Below are 14371 nucleotides of genomic sequence, written 5' to 3' on the forward strand. Positions count from 1 at the left end.
CGAGCCCCAAGCCAAGTGTTGATGCTGCCGCAGGCCTCGCGCATATTCGGGGCTACGGCAGGAATGAACCTAGGAGTGACATGTCCCGTGGAGCACCAGCGAAGATCGCACTGAGGCGTGGCACAAGGTTTGGTGCCGCAGCGGCGGTCCTGCTCGTTCTGGGGCCGTTCATCAACAGGAACTTCGGCGTAGCGGACAGCCTGAGTTCGATGCCGCTTTCCGCGGTCTGGGAAACGGCACCGGTCGCGGTGCTGGTAACGGTGGCCTATCTGGTCTTGCTGCTGACATCGGTGCTGCTTTGCGCCGTCGTCGTCACCGTCTCCCTCACCGCCGGCTCAACTTCCCGACGGCTCGGGACCCACCACCAGGCAGGTGCTTGACGCGGTAGCGAGAACCCGGCCGGCGGCGTCGCGCAGGTCCGCTTCGACAAACGCTGCGTTGCGCCCGGCCTTGGTCACCCATCCGTGGGCGGTGACGGTGCCCGTGTTCGCGGTGGCGGGCCGCAGGAAGGACACTTTGAGTTCGAGGCTGGTGTAGCCGGCGCCGGCCGGCAGCGTGGAGTGCACGGCGCAGCCGCAGGCGGAGTCCAGGATGGTGGCGAAAAAGCCGCCGTGGACGGACCCGATCGGGTTGTAGTGCGATTCGTCCGGTTCCGCCGTCATCACCACATCCCCCTCGCTCACGCTGACGAGGCGCAGCCCCACGTGGCTGCTGATCGGCGGGGCGGGAACCTCGCCGGCGGCAAGCGCCTGCAAGTGCTCGAGTCCGGTCCGCGAGAATATGCGTGCGACGTCCCGCTCTGCAGGGGAGTATTCGAGCGTTTTCGAACGCATTTCGGAAGCGGGCATCGGAGCTCCTTCAGGGCTGGTGAGTGCTGGGACTCATAGACACAGTAATGCAGGCCATTCTGTCATGCTGGTCCATGACCGCAGATCCCAGCCCCGCACGGCAGCCGACCAACGCGGGCGACCGCGTCCTCGACGGCCCGTTCTCAAGGCCCTCGCCCACCCGCTCCGGGTGCAGCTGTCCCCAGACAGCGAGCAGCATGGGAAAACGGGTGGGGGAATCGAGGTGAGCCACCAGCTATCACCTTCGGCAACTGGCCCGGCACTGCCTGGTCCGCGGCCATGCCGCAGCCCCGTCACTAGAATTGGTTTGACCGCGGTGCGTTGACCGGTTGAGACCACTGTCGTTTTGTACGGGGAAGACCCGTCAGTATCAAAGCGCCGACAATCGCCGCAATTCCGCCTACGGTCAGAGCGTAGGTCGCCCCGGCGCCGTCGACGAGGACTCCGCCGACGCTCGCTCCGACGGCGATCGCGATATTGCAGACCGTCACGATAAGCCCGCCGATCTGCTCAAGGCGTGTCGGTACAGTCCTGGCACCCCAGCTGAGCACTGCGGTCGGGATTCCGCCGAAACCAAAACCCCAGAGTGCGGCGCCGGTGAAAAGGCCTGTGATTGATTCGCCGGCGAGGAGCATAACGAGCATTCCGAGTCCCAATACCGCAGGGAAGAGGAACACGGCGGCCCGAAGCGCACGGTCGGCCAGGGGGCCGCTGAGAAGAGTGCCCAGGACGCTGGCGGCTCCGAACACGAGCAGCAGCACGGCCAGACCACCGGCATCGATTCCGGACACGGTTTCTGCCGCCGGGCGGATATACGTGAATCCGCCGAAGTGGCCGCCGAAGACCAGCAGGACCGCAACCAATCCCACTACGACCACTCCGGAGCGAAGGGTCGATCCGAGGGCGCGAAGCCCGCGCACTCCTGTAGGCCTGACGGCCGGCAGCGTGGCCGCCTGCACGAGCAGGGCCAGAGCGGCGACGATAGCGGCGATGAAGAAGACGGCCCGCCATCCCCAGATCTCACCGAGCCAGGCGCCGAGAGGTACGGCAACGATGGTTGCAACCGCTACACCGGCGTTGATGACGGTCAGCGCACGGCCGAGATGGTCGGCGGGCACCAAGTGAGCGGCCATGGCGGTGGCCATTGCCCAGAAGCCGCCAAGGGCAACACCGAGCAGGAGCCGCGCGGACAGAAGAACGAAAAGGCCGGGTGCCAGGGCAACGAGGACGTTGGAGAGGATGGCCAAGGCGGTAAGGCTGATCATGACCCGCCGGCGATCGGTGCGGGGGAGGACCACTGCGATAAAGAGGGCCGAGAAAACAGCAGCGACGGCCGTCATTGTCACGCTTTGTCCTGCAGCACCGACTGATACGTCCAGGGATCCGGCGATACGCGGAAGGAGACTCGCGGGCAGGAACTCAGACATAACAATCGCGAAGATTCCAAGGCCGAGCGAGACGACACCGCCCCAGGAGGCTGTCTTGTCTGCTTTGGCGATGTGTGCAGGGGTGGCGGTCATTGTGTTGACCCTTCTACTAGAAGTGCAGCACGCCGTTTTCGTCCCGGAGGGTTCCGGTTGGGCCCTCCGAGCCGTGGGTGGCGAGGTGTACAACGACTCGTGCGCTTTCTTCCGGTGACCTCCCGATACCGAAGCGGGCCGTCATATCCGTGGCAGTGGTGCCGGGTTCGAGCGCGTTGAACTTGATGCCGGGGTGGGATTTGGCGTACTGCACGGTGAGCATGGTCGCCGCCGTCTTCGACGCCGAGTAGAGGGCAAGCGGCAGGTCGAACTCGGGTCGATCGGGGTTGGTTACCGCCCAGAAGGACCCGGCGCTGCTCGAGATGGTGACTACATGGGCGTTGGCGGATTTGCGCAGCAGGGGGAGCGCCGCCTGCGTGACGCGGACAATACCTACGGCATTGGTATCGAAGGCCCGGAGGGCGGAAGGGCCGTCCATCTCCGTCTCCAGGACGCCTGCGTTGTGCACCAGGACATCGAGCCGCCCCTCGGCGGCATCAATGCTCGCCAGTGCGCTGGTGACTGAGGCGTCATTCGTTACATCGAGCTGCACGAATCGAGCGCCCAGCCCTGCTGCGGCTTTCTCACCCCGCTCGGCATCACGGGCACCTATGTAAACGACATGCCCCAACTCCAGCAGTTGCCTGGCAGTCTCGAATCCGATGCCCTTGTTCGCCCCGGTGATTAGTGTGACGGTCATTTTTGTCCTCTCGGTAGGCCAGCTCCAGCTGAACCACTGCAACGCTACGAATGCCTGCTTCCACCGGCCAGAGCCCTGTCCAGCCGGGGGAGTGGCAGGACCCCCTCTGCCGCTGTCCCTCCTGCCCTGCCAGGTCCTAGGCTGGCTCCCATGAGTAAGACATCGAACGCCCTTGGCGACTACCTGCGGGCCAGGCGCGAGCTGGTAACACCGAAGCAGGCCGGCATCCCGGACATAGGTGTGCGGCGCGTGCCCGGACTGCGGCGCGAGGAAGTGGCCATGCTCGCCGGCATCAGCGCCGATTACTACCTGCGGTTGGAGCGTGGACGGGACCGGCACCCGTCCGTGCAGGTCCTCGAGTCCATCGCCCGCGTGCTCCAACTTGACGACGACCACCTCGCGTACCTGCTCACGCTGGTCGCGGACGTTCCCCGGCAGCGCGTTCGCCGGCCGTCCAAGGAAACCGCTCCCGCTGGTGCACTCAAGCTGCTGGATTCGCTCGCCCAGCCCGCCTTCATCGAGGGGCGGTACTTCGATATCCTGGCCGCGAACAGCCTGGCGAAAGCGCTCTCGCCGCGTCTTGATCTCGGGGGGAACCAGCTGAGGGACATGTTCCTCGACCCGGCAGAGCAGGCCCTTTATCCGGAGTGGGAAGTGGTGACGGAGTGCTTCATTGCGAACCTTCGGCAGTCCGTGGGCAAGGATGTCGATAATCCCCGTTTCATTGAACTTGTCGGAGAGCTTTCGCTGGCGAGCCCCTACTTCCGCCGGATGTGGGCACGGCATGAAGTGCGGGCCCAGAGAGGCACACCGATGCGGCTCAACCATCCGCAGGTCGGGGAAATGACTCTCAACCGGGAGCGGCTGGGCATCAACGGAGCGGACGGACTGATGCTCGTCATTTACCACCCCGACGCCGGCTCGGACAATGCCGAGAAACTTGCACTCCTTGCCTCCGCGGCCTTCTCGACGAACACGAGTCAGGATCATCCGCAAACCGGCGCCAGACTGACCAGGGAGTAATACCGTGACTACTATCGGCATCCTCGGCGCAGGCCAGGCCGGAGCAACGCTTGCCCGGGTGGCAACGGCGGCGGGCTACGACGTCGTTATCGCGAATTCGCGGGGACCCGAAACCTTGCGGCGGCTGGTCAATGACCTGGGACGGCGGGCGCGCGCCGCCTACGCGGCAGAGGCCGCGGCTGCAGCCGACTTCGCCGTCACCGCGTTCCCGTACGCGCCCGGTGACCGGCTGCCGGTGCAGGAACTCGCAGGAAAGGTCGTGATCGACAACAACAATTACATGGTCTGGCGCGACGGGAACTTCCCCGACGTCGACTCCGGGCTCAAGACAGTCCATGAGTTACGTCAGGAACAGCTGCCCGCCTCGAAGGTCGTCAAGGCGTTCAACCACGTCCAGTTCCATGAGCGCTTCCACCTCCGTGTCCCCAGCGACGCGCTGCCGGCCATCATGCGGCTGGCGCGACCGGCCGGAGCCCCAGACCGTAAAGCGCTGGTCGTCTCCAGCGACTATCCGGAGGCCGTCGAACTGGTTACCCGGTTCTATGACGATCTAGGTTTCGACGCAGTTGATAACAGCCCCCTGAGCGAATCCTGGCGCAGCAGCCCCGGTACGCCGATGTGGCGCCACCACGTCGATGGACAAAGCCGCGAGGAACTCATCCGCAATCTGCAGCGCGCTCAACGGTCCGTCACCTCAACCCCGGCAGCGGCTCAGGCGAAGGGGCCCATGCCTGCGTAAAGAGCTTCGGGAGGCAGGCTCAGCTGGTCCTTGACGGCTTGCGTGTCTGCATCCAGAAACTCGTGCGGCCCCTTCAGCAGGGCATCCAGCACATCCGAGATGATCACGCTGGGGTCGTTCTTGGGAATGTCCCAGCCCTTCATCATGTCGGTATCGGTGGAAGAGAGGTGCACGCCCATCACATGCGTGCCCTGGCCGGCAAGCTCCAGGCGCGTGCTGTTGGTGAGCTGCCACTCGGCGCCCTTCGCGGCAGCGTAGGCACCGTTTCCCGGATACGAGCGGAAGGACAGCAGGGACATGACATTCATGATCGCGCCGCCGCCGTTGGAACCGAGGATCGGCGCGAAGGCCCGTGTCATTGCCAGGGTGCCCCAGAAATGGGTGTCCATTTCTGCCCGGATACGGCCGAGGTCCCCAGTCAGCAGATTCGTGGCCGTGGCAATGCCCGCATTGTTGATCAGCAGATTCACATCCGTCGCCGCGGCGGCCGCCGCCTCAACGGTGGCCGGATCGGTGATGTCCACTACGAGCGCCTCAACCTGGCCGGGTGCTCCGAGCTGCTCAAGGAGGCTGACCTTTCCGGGCTGACGGGTTGTCGCGTAGATCTTCCGTGCACCCCGCTCAACCAGCTGGATCACGAACTCCCGTCCCAGGCCCCTGTTCGCTCCGGTTACCAGTGCAACTGTCTCATTCATAGCTCCACCGTAAAACCTGACGTGAGTGTCAGGTTCAAGTCCAGGAAGGATCCATATGCGTATCGGGGTGCTGGCTGCTCGCAGCGGAGTGAGCGTGAGATCGCTGCGGTATTACGAAACCCGGGGGCTGTTGGTCTCGTCCCGCACCGGCGGCGGGCATCGTGAGTACGACGACGACGCCGTCGACCGGGTGATCCTCATCCAGGAGCTGATGGCTGCCGGCCTGACCAGTGCTGTGATCGTGCAACTGCTGCCCTGTATCTACTCGGGAACGACAACACCTTCCATGGTCAAACGCCTGGACGAGCAACGTGAACTTCTCGACCGGCGTGCCCGTGAGCTCCTCGCCACCAGGGACCGCCTCGATGACCTCATCATTGAAGCCCGCCACCGGCTCGTCACCCATAACTAGACCGGGTCCTCACAGGGCCACCCCTGCGTAACGGGCAGCTCTGGTTATGCCCGTTACACAGATGCTAGGTTGCAGGCATGAATGAAGATCTGATTGGGGCCTTGGTGAAAGTTGCCTCGACACGAGCTGAAGGCCAGTGGCCCGAGCAACTGGACCTTGATGTTTTCCATAGGTTCCTCAGAGACCCGGCACCCGCCGCCGCGCTGATTGATGATGTGGCAGTTGCCCGGCATGCCCGCGATTTATTGGCCGCGGTCCTGGTCGACGGTACGGATGCGGAGGCCCGGAGCGCCCTGAACAGTGTGGCAGCGACATACGCCGTCGTGCCCCGGATAGACGGGAACGGACCCTACTTCCTGTCTCTTAGCGGAACCGCTGAGGGCGCCTTTTGGGCGCAGATTCTGGCGGACTTGATGCAGGCGGTGAGCGAAGGATGCCGAGCCCGCGTGGGCAGATGCGTTTCCGCGCCGTGCATCATGCCTTTTCTCGACACCTCAACGGCAGGCGTGCGGGAATTCTGCTCCGTTCGTTGCGCAACGCGCGCCCGGGTACGCCGCCATCGTTCGAAGGAGGGTTCGTCATGACTGCAGTAATGCCGGCGACACACAGCCAGTACCGCCTTCCGGATACCGCAAATCTATGCTCGCGCCTGCTGCATGCGGCCGGGCTCTGGCTGCTTCGTAAAGCGCTGGAGCCGCGCCTTAGTGCCGATCGGCAGAACATCATGCTGGAGTACCGGAACGTTTCCGACCAGAAGGCTCGAAGGCTGCAGGCGGAGCGCCGGTATCACCTGCTGGTGGGTCCCAGGTGAGCGTGAGCAGTAAGTCCGCGAAAGGAGCGCCGGCAATCGCCGGCAGCCGTGTGCAGCGGACTAAGGGTTCATGACGTGATTCCCTGAATGATGAGTCCGACGCCGGCGGCCAGCAGGCCGACGCCCAGCACGGCCGCTCCACAGAAGCATAATGGCCCGGTTGGGCCGTGCGGGATCCTGGCCGATCACGGAGACGAAAAAACCGGTGGGCATCAGGATTGCGGCCGCAAGGACGCCGAGGGAAATCGTGGCGAACGGCTCGGGCACGCCGTTCGCCTGCACGATGACCATGATCAGGAGGCCGAGGATGATGAGCACTCCCGCGTGGGCGTGGCCGGCACGGAAGAAGCTCTTTTGAAGGTCGTTCGCCGGGAATCGTGCGGTTACCGCTGTAAAGACGAACCGGCCGCCGTATGCGACGCCGATGACGGTGAGGAGAACGACGCCGGCGATGACCTGGTGAGTGCTATCGAGCATGATGTTCCCTCCCGGTACGGGTCAGCCGTCTCGCCGCATCCGAGCCACTTCGGCTTCAATCCGGCGATCCGATATGGCGGGACGGCCTGCGTAGACAGGGATCCCCGCAATGACCGCGGCGACAAGAGTCCCCAGGATCGGCCAGACCGGCCAGAAGTACCCGTCCGGCGTCGTGAAGTACCAGATAGCGACCTGAAGGACCGCGAGCAGCAGGCAGAGACCGACCACCCCTTTGTAAATGGTCTTCGCGATGACGCGGCGGCGGGCAAGTTCGTACGATTCATTAGGCGTTGACATGGTGTGGTCTTCCTTTCAGATGCGGTGTTGGGGCATCAACGCTACAAATCCCGGGTATCAGCGGCCAGTGCCCCGCACATCCGGGGGTTTGACAGGACCCCCCTCCCGCATTTGCCTGGTGCACCGGATAGCCGGGTGCTGGGATTCGAACAGCGGCAGGATGTGCCGGCGGGCGGGGCGCGCTGGCTGACCGTGGGGGTGCCGGGGGAGGACGCCGGGGTGGAACTGCTGCTCGAACCGGCCGGGCATCCCGCCGTCGCACCATTCACGGAGGCGCTGGTATCGGACGGGATCCCTCCGACACCGTCGGCAACCTCATCCAGATCGCCGATACTGCGGACTGAAGCAGCCTTAGAAGCGGAACAGGGAGTTGATTTCCTGTTTGGCGTCGTCCACGTACACGTCGGTGCGCTCGTCGAAGAACGAGACCCGGTCCTTGAGCTGCGCCGAGTCGGGCAGCACCCGTTCATACGACCAGGCCAGGTCCGTTCCCGCCGGATGCCCGGTCACCGACCAGTAGTTCGCGGTCCCCTTATACGGGCAGACGGACCGGAAGGTCGATGCGTTGAGGACATCCCAGTCCACGTCCGAGCGTGGAAAGTAGGTCCGCGGCGGAAGCATGGTTTCGTACACGAGCAGCGGCTGGCGGGTCTCGGCCAGCAGCTGTCCGTCCAGGTGCACCCGCACGGCACGCGAGGAGTCCACGGCGTCGACCCGGTGGAAGGGATCCCGGGGGTGCCCCTCGACCACCTGGTCTTCCTCCAGCCACCGGTCGAACGCATTGAAGTCCAGCAACACATACCCGCCAAGATCTGCATCATCCGGACGGAACCCCGCACCGGGCAGCTCATGCGCACCTGCGCGCAGGTCCAGTGGCTGGCCGGGGGCAGTGTGCGCGGAGAACGGATAGCGCGGGTCCATCAGGGCGCCCGGCGGCACCTCGGCCAGCGGGTCGCCGTCGGGCTCGGAAGCAGCCGTCACCTCCGCTGAGATATCTCCGGCGGGTACGGCGTAGATGGGGGTGACTCGCCTCGGCTCATAGGCCAGCACCGCACTGGTGGAATCCACCACGGTGTTGCCGCCGAGCTGTGCCCGGATACGCCGCGGCGTGGGTTCGTAGCGCAGCTCCGGCAGGAGTTTCCAGAAAGCGGGACTGATGTGCAGGGCCATGGAACAAGTTTCTGGCGGGCTGCCACCCGATACAAGGGCCTGCGGATTCGGCCGCTTCGCAAGGTCTTAGTCGTGAAAATACATAAACACCCAATGCCCGCCGAGATCGGCCTGTAACTGCTCCACAAAATGCCGCGGAAGTTCGTACGGATCCACCGCGGTACGCCAATCCTGGCCGATCGGGACATGCCAGTCCCGGTCGATGATGACGGCAAACGAGGCGACAACCAGGGAGGTGCTGAGCTCCCAGCGCCCCCAGGGGGCGTGCCATGAGCAGCGGGGACAGGTCAGGTCCGGTTCCTGACCCGAGTCCAGCCACCCCTGGATCATCCTGGCAACCTTGTCGATGTCCAGTTCCTCACCGCATTTCCGGCACTTCGGTCCGCCCGTGCTGTCGCCCAGGTAATAGACGTCGAGGCCGGGAATAAAGGTGAAGACAAAGTATGGCCGGCGGGGATCCAGTTGCCCCATGAGAAGGGGTCCGGGTCCGTCGGACACTTCCTGGCTGTGCCGGTAGTCGTAGACCTGTGGGTCGGGTGCGCTCCAACCGTTGTCCCGGAACCATTTCCGTACCTCGTGCATGCGCGCTTCGGCGTTTGCGTCGTCCACGGACAAATCCAGCAGCTGTGCACGAGTATCCCCCATGCGCATACCCTAACGCAGGGCTAAAGGTGGCGGTGGACATAGGCCCAGCGACCGCCGAGATCCGTCCGCAGTGCCTCCATCAGCGGGTCGGCGAGGTTCGACCAGGTGTGGTCAATGATGACTGCGAGGTGTGCCACGGCCATGCATGAGGAAATCTTCCAATCTCCAAGCAGTGCAGTCCAGGAGCATTCCGTGCAGGTGAGGAGGGGTTCGGCCCCGCCCTGGTCCCAGTCACTTATCCGGGAGATGACTGACATCAGCGGAAGTTCCGTCCCGCATCTTCGGCACACTGGTCCGCCTGCACTGTCACCGGCATGGTAGAGGTCCCGCTTGGCAACAAAGGCATAGCAGTCACCCGGATCATGCGCGAATGGGAGGCTTCGGGGGCCGAAGGCGTCTGCCGGGCGCGTCTCGAAGTAGACCTTGCAGGCGTCCGGATCAGCCTTGGTCCAGCCGTTGGTCCTGAGCCAGTTTCGGACTTCCTGAAGGCGCTCTTCCGCGCCGGCCTCATCCACGGACAGATCCAGCAGCTGTTCCCAGTGATCTCCCATGCGCTGACCCTAACCCAGCTCTGGAGAGCAGGGCTCCCCGCAGATCAGATGTTCTCGACCATATGGACCCAGCGTCCGCCAAGCTGGCTGCGGAGTTCTTCCAGCAGGGCGGCGATGAGTGGATCGGGATTCAACGAATGGTCGTGGACATCGACGATGATGGCGAAGGAGGCCACCGTCAGGGAACCCAGGATCTCCCAGTCGCCCATCCTCTCCTGCCTGGAACAGCTCGTACACGACAGGACCGGCTCCACGTGGCTGTCCCAAGCAATGGCCAGCTGGACAGCTTCGTCGAGGTCGTATTCCGTGCCGCATTTCCGGCAACGCGGACCGTAGGAATCACCGCCGCCAATGTAGATGCCGTGAAGGGGCACAAACGAGTACACGCCGTTTCCCGCAAACAGCCTGGAACTGCGCTCTCCAAAGGAATCGGCGGGGTACATCTCGTAGTACTCGTCATAGGCGGCAGGATCGGCTTCGCTCCACCCGGTGCGGCGGAACCAGTCCCGCACCCGGACTAAATGCCCTTCGGCGTCGGCTTCGTCGACGGACAAATCCAGCAGCTGTGCGCGAGAATCCCCCATGCGCACACCCTAACCCCTGCGGTCAAGGCATGCGCATGGAAGATCCCGGCGGGTCCTAGTGCCCCCGGTCGATCCATTCCTGCAGGTGCGGACCTTCGGCGGCGATCGACGTCGAATCCCCGTGCCCGGTGAGCACCTTCGTCTCCGCCGGCAGCGTCAGCAGGCGTTCCCGGATGGATTCGATGATGGTCGGGAAGTCGCTGTAGGAACGGCCCGTGGCACCGGGGCCGCCCTGAAACAGCGTGTCGCCGCTGAAGACCACGGGCTCCGGAACGTCCTCGCCGGCGGCCAGCGAGAAGCAGACCGATCCGGGGGAGTGCCCCGGCGTGTGCAGGGCGCGCAGCGTGTGGCCGGCAATCTCGAACGTGTCGCCGTCCTCGATCACATCGTCCGGTCCCTCGTCGGGGAATACGGCGTCCCACAGCATCCGGTCCGCGGCGTGCAGGAACACCGGGGCGCTGAAGCGGTCCCGGGCCTTGCCGACGGCGCGGATGTGGTCGTCATGCCCGTGGGTGAGCAGGATGGCCATGACCTCCCGGTCACCCACGGCTTCGGCGATCGCGTTGATGTTGTGCGCCGGGTCGATGACGATCACCTGGAGGTCGTCGCCGACAATCCAGACGTTGTTGTCCACGTCCCAGGTGCCGCCGTCCAGGGAGAAGGTTCCCGAGGTGACCACGTTGTCGATGCGGAACATTACAGTTCCACCACCGAACGCAGGACCTTGCCGTCATGCATCTTGGTGAAGGCTTCCTCGATGTCGCCCAGGCCGATGCGCTCGGTGACGAAGGCATCCAGGTCCAGCCGGCCGAGTTTGTACTGTTCCACCAGCATGGGGAAGTCCCGGGAGGGCAGGCAGTCGCCGTACCAGGAGGACTTCAGGGAGCCGCCGCGGCCGAACACGTCCGCCAGCGGCAGTTCGATCTTCATCTCCGGGTTCGGCACACCCACCAGCACCACGCGGCCGGCGAGGTCACGGGCGTAGAAGGCCTGCTTATAGGTTTCCGGGCGTCCAACCGCGTCAATCACGACGTCGGCGCCGAAGCCGCCGGTGAGGGCGCGGATGGCTTCCACCGGATCTTCGTCCTTGGAGTTGATGCCGTGCGTGGCGCCCTGGGCCATGGCCAGTTCAACCTTGGCCGAGTCGATGTCCACGGCGATGATGGTGGTGGCTCCGGCCAGCTTTGCGCCGGCGACGGCGGCAATGCCCACGCCGCCGCAGCCGATCACGGCCACGGATTCCCCGCGCTGCACGGCGCCGGTGTTGATGGCGGCACCGATGCCGGCCATAACGCCGCAGCCGAGCAGGCCCACCGCGGCGGCGTCGACGTCGTCGTCCACCTTGGTGCACTGGCCGGCGGCGACAAGGGTCTTCTCGGCGAACGCGCCGATGCCCAGGGCGGGCGTCAGCTCGGTGCCGTCCTCCAGAGTCATCTTCTGCGTGGCGTTGGCGGTGTTGAAGCAGTACTGCGGCTCGCCCTTGCGGCAGGCGCGGCATTCGCCGCACACCGCGCGCCAGTTCAGCACCACACGGTCCCCGGGGGCTACCTCGGTGACGTCGGGGCCGACGGCGGAAACGACGCCGGTGGCTTCGTGCCCGAGCAGGAACGGATAGTCGTCGTTGATGGCGCCCTGCTTGTAGTGCAGGTCGGTATGGCAGACGCCGCAGGTGAGGATGTCCACCAGCGCTTCGCCGGGCCCGGGGTCCGGTACCAGGATGGTCTCCAGGGAGACGGGGGCGTTCTTTTCCTTGACGACTACGGCCTGAACCTTATGAACCATGAGTGTGCTGCCTCTTTCGATGTCCGGGCGGGAAGCCTGAGTCCGGCATCCCGCTTCCCATCCTATGGACCCGGGGCGCCGGGGGCGAAGCCGGAATTGCCCTTCCGCTCCCGGCTCAACCGTCAGGGCCTGCCGCCGGGCCGGGCGCCGTCCTAGCATGGAAGGCAGGAACGGGTCCGGAGTGACAGCCGCCAACACCAGGAAGTGCCCCATGCTAGGAACCCTGTTGTACGGAGAGCGGGATGTCCGGGTGGAGGATGTCCCCCGGCCGGTACTCCAGGAACCCACTGACGCGATCCTAAGAGTGGTGGCGGCCTGCGTCTGCGGATCGGACCTGTGGCCGTACCGGGGCATCGACCCGGTGCGCCGCCCCCGTCCGATGGGGCATGAATACGTGGGCGTAGTCGAAGAAACCGGGGCGGCGGTTTCGCTGATCCGGCCGGGCCAGTTTGTGGTGGGCTCCTTTTTCGCCTCCGACAACACCTGCGAAATCTGCGCCGCGGGTTATCAGAGCCGGTGTGTCCATGCCGTCGGCGTCGGCGGAGCACAGGCTGAGTATCTGCGGGTTCCCCTCGCGGACGGCACGCTCGTGGCGACCGCGGAGCCACCGGATGCAGACGTGATCCCGTCGCTGCTCGCCGCTTCGGACGTGCTCGGTACCGGTTGGTTCGGTGCGGCTGCTGCCGAGGCCGGGCCCGGCAAGACGGTCGCCGTGGTGGGCGACGGCGCGGTGGGTCTCCTGGCCGTGCTGGCCGCCGGGCAGATGGGCGCCGAACGGATCATCGCCATGAGCGGCCACCCGGACCGGCAGGAACTGGCCCGGGAGTTCGGAGCCACGGACATCGTCCCTGAGCGCGGGGACGACGGCGTGGCAGCGGTGCGTGAGCTGACCGGCGGGCTGGGTGCCCACAGCGTGGTGGAGGCAGTGGGAACCCAGGCTTCGATGCTGCAGGGCATCGGCTGCACCCGCCCTGGCGGCCATATGGGCTACGTGGGGGTGCCGCACGGCGTGCAGCTACCCGGCGAACAGCTCTTTTTCGCTGAGATTCACCTGCTGGGCGGCCCGGCGCCGGTGCGCCGGTTCCTGCCCGAGCTCATGGGGTTGATCCTGCAGCGCAAGATCGACCCGGGGAAGGTGTTTACCCTGGAGCTGCCGCTGGGTGAGGCCGTGGACGCCTACCGGGCCATGGACGAACGGCGGACCATAAAGGCATTGCTGCGTCCCTGACTCACCGCCCGGCAGGTTCCCACCCGCAGCGCTAGAAGTCTACGTAGGTTCCGGTCGAAACGGTGCCGCTGAAGTCCGTTGCGGAACCGAAGCGTCCGTCGAGTCCGCATTCCTGCTGCGAACCGGAAAACGACATCAGGTTGAACCCGTATGTCACATCGTGTGACTGGCCCGCCGGCAAGGTCAGTTGGAATACCGACTCTCCGGCACGCCAGCTGGCGGTTTCGAACGCCAGCGGGCTGACCTCGGTCCGCACTGCGGGGAGGATCGCACTGAGCGGTACCGGCCCCTTGGTAGACGCCTGGCTGGTCACGGTACGTTCACTGGTGAGCGCGACAGGTGCAGTGACCGTGGAACTGTTCGTGAGCGTTGCCGTGCCGGCTGTTTCCTGGCTTGTGGTGGACCCGGTGAAGGTGGTTGCCGTGGATCCTGGTTCGCATTCGGTGACGGACGCTGAGGCCGGTGCCGCGAAAACCGCGGAACCGGCGATCAGTCCGGCTGTCGATAGGAGGACGGCGGTCCGTGTCATAGTGGTCTTCATCTCGCTCCTTCGTGTCCCGGTAGTACCCGTTCCCTCTGGAAGAGCCCCCACACTACTACTCAGTAACCGAGAGTCAAGCACGTGGTTCCGCCGTCCGCCGGGCCCGAGGGGCCCTATCCGCTAGAGGCCGAGGCGGGACTTTACCTCGGATGCCGAAGGGTTGGTGGCCGCGGAACCGTCCGGGAAAATCACGGTCGGTACGGTCTGGTTGCCGCCGTTGAGCGAGGCCACCAGCTCCGCAGTACCTTCCACGTCTTCGATGTTGACCTCGGTGTAGCCGATGCCCTGGGCATCCAGCTGTGACTTCAGGCGTCGGCAGTATCCGCACCAGGAGGTGGAGAACATGGT

The 14371-nt window shown here is 65.0% G+C and carries 21 protein-coding genes; 7 read left to right on the plus strand and 14 right to left on the minus strand.

Translation table 11 applies throughout. The features are described from left to right. The first annotated feature begins 80 nt into the window (after positions 1 to 80). Complete coding sequence (locus NNX38_RS08030) at positions 81 to 380, plus strand: hypothetical protein (protein ID WP_255797518.1); 300 nt, start codon at positions 81 to 83, stop codon at positions 378 to 380. On the opposite strand, the gene NNX38_RS08035 is transcribed toward NNX38_RS08030, so the two are convergent. The 3 genes from NNX38_RS08035 to NNX38_RS08045 form a co-directional block, all read right to left on the minus strand. Beyond that, positions 336 to 848, minus strand: a complete 513-nt coding sequence (locus NNX38_RS08035; RefSeq protein WP_255797519.1) for a PaaI family thioesterase — start codon at positions 846 to 848, stop codon at positions 336 to 338. The two genes, NNX38_RS08030 and NNX38_RS08035, sit on opposite strands and share 45 nt — an antisense overlap. 296 nt (positions 849 to 1144) lie before the next feature. Continuing rightward, on the minus strand, positions 1145 to 2368 hold the full coding sequence (locus NNX38_RS08040) for an MFS transporter (protein ID WP_255797520.1): 1224 nt from the start codon (positions 2366 to 2368) through the stop codon (positions 1145 to 1147). Positions 2369 to 2384: 16 nt separating this feature from the next. Further along, the gene (locus tag NNX38_RS08045; protein ID WP_255797521.1) at positions 2385 to 3068 is read right to left on the minus strand and encodes an SDR family NAD(P)-dependent oxidoreductase; all 684 of its coding nucleotides are present in this window, start codon (positions 3066 to 3068) and stop codon (positions 2385 to 2387) included. Between the two features lie 150 nt (positions 3069 to 3218). Here NNX38_RS08045 and NNX38_RS08050 point away from each other — a divergent pair, with 150 nt between their 5' ends. Together NNX38_RS08050 and NNX38_RS08055 are read left to right on the plus strand one after the other, a co-directional pair. Next, a complete protein-coding gene (locus tag NNX38_RS08050; protein WP_255797522.1) occupies positions 3219 to 4091 on the plus strand; it encodes a helix-turn-helix domain-containing protein in 873 nt (290 codons plus the stop codon). Between the two features lie 4 nt (positions 4092 to 4095). Beyond that, positions 4096 to 4830, plus strand: coding sequence for an NAD(P)-binding domain-containing protein (locus tag NNX38_RS08055; protein ID WP_255797523.1), 735 nt, complete (start codon positions 4096 to 4098; stop codon positions 4828 to 4830). On the opposite strand, the gene NNX38_RS08060 is transcribed toward NNX38_RS08055, so the two are convergent. Then, on the minus strand, positions 4803 to 5525 hold the full coding sequence (locus tag NNX38_RS08060; RefSeq protein WP_255797524.1) for an SDR family oxidoreductase: 723 nt from the start codon (positions 5523 to 5525) through the stop codon (positions 4803 to 4805). The genes NNX38_RS08055 and NNX38_RS08060 overlap by 28 nt on opposite strands. 55 nt (positions 5526 to 5580) lie before the next feature. On the opposite strand from NNX38_RS08060, the gene NNX38_RS08065 reads away from it, so the two are divergent. From NNX38_RS08065 to NNX38_RS08075, 3 genes are all read left to right on the plus strand, one after another. Continuing rightward, entirely contained in the window at positions 5581 to 5937 is a 357-nt protein-coding gene (locus NNX38_RS08065) for a MerR family transcriptional regulator (RefSeq protein WP_255797623.1), read from the plus strand. Positions 5938 to 6014: 77 nt separating this feature from the next. Continuing rightward, positions 6015 to 6521 carry a CGNR zinc finger domain-containing protein gene (locus tag NNX38_RS08070; protein ID WP_255797525.1) on the plus strand — a complete coding sequence of 169 codons (507 nt, stop codon included), beginning with the start codon at positions 6015 to 6017 and terminating at the stop codon, positions 6519 to 6521. Further along, positions 6518 to 6748: a hypothetical protein gene (locus NNX38_RS08075; RefSeq protein WP_255797526.1), complete on the plus strand. Its 231-nt coding sequence runs from the start codon at positions 6518 to 6520 to the stop codon at positions 6746 to 6748. The genes NNX38_RS08070 and NNX38_RS08075 overlap by 4 nt, the downstream gene beginning before the upstream one ends. Before the next feature lie 60 nt (positions 6749 to 6808). Here the strand turns inward: NNX38_RS08075 and NNX38_RS08080 are convergent, their stop codons facing one another. The 8 genes from NNX38_RS08080 to NNX38_RS08115 form a co-directional block, all read right to left on the minus strand. After that, positions 6809 to 7225 (minus strand): hypothetical protein, encoded by a 417-nt coding sequence (locus tag NNX38_RS08080; RefSeq protein ID WP_255797527.1) that lies wholly within the window; start codon positions 7223 to 7225, stop codon positions 6809 to 6811. Positions 7226 to 7246: 21 nt separating this feature from the next. After that, positions 7247 to 7522 carry a hypothetical protein gene (locus NNX38_RS08085; protein WP_255797528.1) on the minus strand — a complete coding sequence of 92 codons (276 nt, stop codon included), beginning with the start codon at positions 7520 to 7522 and terminating at the stop codon, positions 7247 to 7249. Positions 7523 to 7873: 351 nt separating this feature from the next. After that, entirely contained in the window at positions 7874 to 8692 is an 819-nt protein-coding gene (locus tag NNX38_RS08090) for a DUF427 domain-containing protein (protein ID WP_255797529.1), read from the minus strand. Between the two features lie 66 nt (positions 8693 to 8758). Then, positions 8759 to 9337: a hypothetical protein gene (locus NNX38_RS08095; RefSeq protein WP_255797530.1), complete on the minus strand. Its 579-nt coding sequence runs from the start codon at positions 9335 to 9337 to the stop codon at positions 8759 to 8761. A gap of 20 nt (positions 9338 to 9357) precedes the next feature. Beyond that, on the minus strand, positions 9358 to 9888 hold the full coding sequence (locus tag NNX38_RS08100) for a hypothetical protein (RefSeq protein ID WP_255797531.1): 531 nt from the start codon (positions 9886 to 9888) through the stop codon (positions 9358 to 9360). A gap of 44 nt (positions 9889 to 9932) precedes the next feature. Continuing rightward, positions 9933 to 10472, minus strand: coding sequence for a hypothetical protein (locus tag NNX38_RS08105; protein ID WP_255797532.1), 540 nt, complete (start codon positions 10470 to 10472; stop codon positions 9933 to 9935). 55 nt (positions 10473 to 10527) lie between these two features. Beyond that, entirely contained in the window at positions 10528 to 11169 is a 642-nt protein-coding gene (locus tag NNX38_RS08110; RefSeq protein WP_229951738.1) for an MBL fold metallo-hydrolase, read from the minus strand. Then, the gene (locus NNX38_RS08115; protein WP_227921218.1) at positions 11169 to 12254 is read right to left on the minus strand and encodes an S-(hydroxymethyl)mycothiol dehydrogenase; all 1086 of its coding nucleotides are present in this window, start codon (positions 12252 to 12254) and stop codon (positions 11169 to 11171) included. The genes NNX38_RS08110 and NNX38_RS08115 overlap by 1 nt, the downstream gene beginning before the upstream one ends. Before the next feature lie 211 nt (positions 12255 to 12465). Here NNX38_RS08115 and NNX38_RS08120 point away from each other — a divergent pair, with 211 nt between their 5' ends. Next, positions 12466 to 13482, plus strand: a complete 1017-nt coding sequence (locus NNX38_RS08120) for a zinc-dependent alcohol dehydrogenase family protein (RefSeq protein ID WP_255797533.1) — start codon at positions 12466 to 12468, stop codon at positions 13480 to 13482. Between the two features lie 31 nt (positions 13483 to 13513). On the opposite strand, the gene NNX38_RS08125 is transcribed toward NNX38_RS08120, so the two are convergent. Both NNX38_RS08125 and NNX38_RS08130 read right to left on the minus strand, forming a co-directional pair. Continuing rightward, positions 13514 to 14023, minus strand: a complete 510-nt coding sequence (locus NNX38_RS08125) for a hypothetical protein (RefSeq protein ID WP_255797534.1) — start codon at positions 14021 to 14023, stop codon at positions 13514 to 13516. Between the two features lie 120 nt (positions 14024 to 14143). Continuing rightward, positions 14144 to 14368 (minus strand): mycoredoxin, encoded by a 225-nt coding sequence (locus NNX38_RS08130; protein ID WP_227933722.1) that lies wholly within the window; start codon positions 14366 to 14368, stop codon positions 14144 to 14146. Positions 14369 to 14371 lie beyond the last annotated feature (3 nt).

Source organism: Arthrobacter sp. zg-Y238 (assembly GCF_024385525.1).
GTDB classification, from domain to species: domain Bacteria; phylum Actinomycetota; class Actinomycetes; order Actinomycetales; family Micrococcaceae; genus Arthrobacter_B; species Arthrobacter_B jinronghuae.